Raw genomic sequence first — 533 nt, 5'->3', positions numbered from 1 at the left:
ACATGTAGTGAGGGTATGTGCCTTTTTCGATATCGCTCGCATCAAGCTCTGCAATATATGAGGCACGTGACATCAATTCTCCGTCGAGGTTTTTGATCACGACTTTTTTGTCTGTGACAATCACCATTTCTTTATCCATAAGCTCCACGTATTCGTTTGTCACTTGAAGCATCGCCATCGCATCAGACGCGACAACATTGAAATTGTCTCCAAGGCCGACAAGAAGCGGGCTTTTATTTTTCGCAACATAGATTGTTTCTTTGTTTTCATGATCGAATAATGCAATCGCATAAGAGCCTTTGAGCAGCATGAGCGTTTGGCGGAACGCTTCTTCTGTGTCAAGGCCGTTATTGACGAATTGCTCAATCACTTGAACGACAACCTCTGTATCCGTATCGCTTTTAAGGGTTACATCGTGTAAATATTCGCGCGTCAGTTGAACATAGTTTTCGATGACGCCGTTATGAACAAGTGTAAAACGGCCTGATGCGCTTTGATGCGGATGAGCGTTTAGACGGCTCGGTTCTCCGTGA

Annotated in this window: 1 pseudogene; it reads right to left on the bottom strand. The window is 44.5% G+C overall.

The features are described from left to right. Positions 1 to 533 (bottom strand): annotated as a pseudogene (locus ACWHAR_RS31460) (glutamine--fructose-6-phosphate transaminase (isomerizing)); the annotation flags it as partial.

This window comes from Bacillus sp. LR--39 (assembly GCF_053613335.1).
This window is presented reverse-complemented; position numbering and strand designations above follow the sequence as displayed.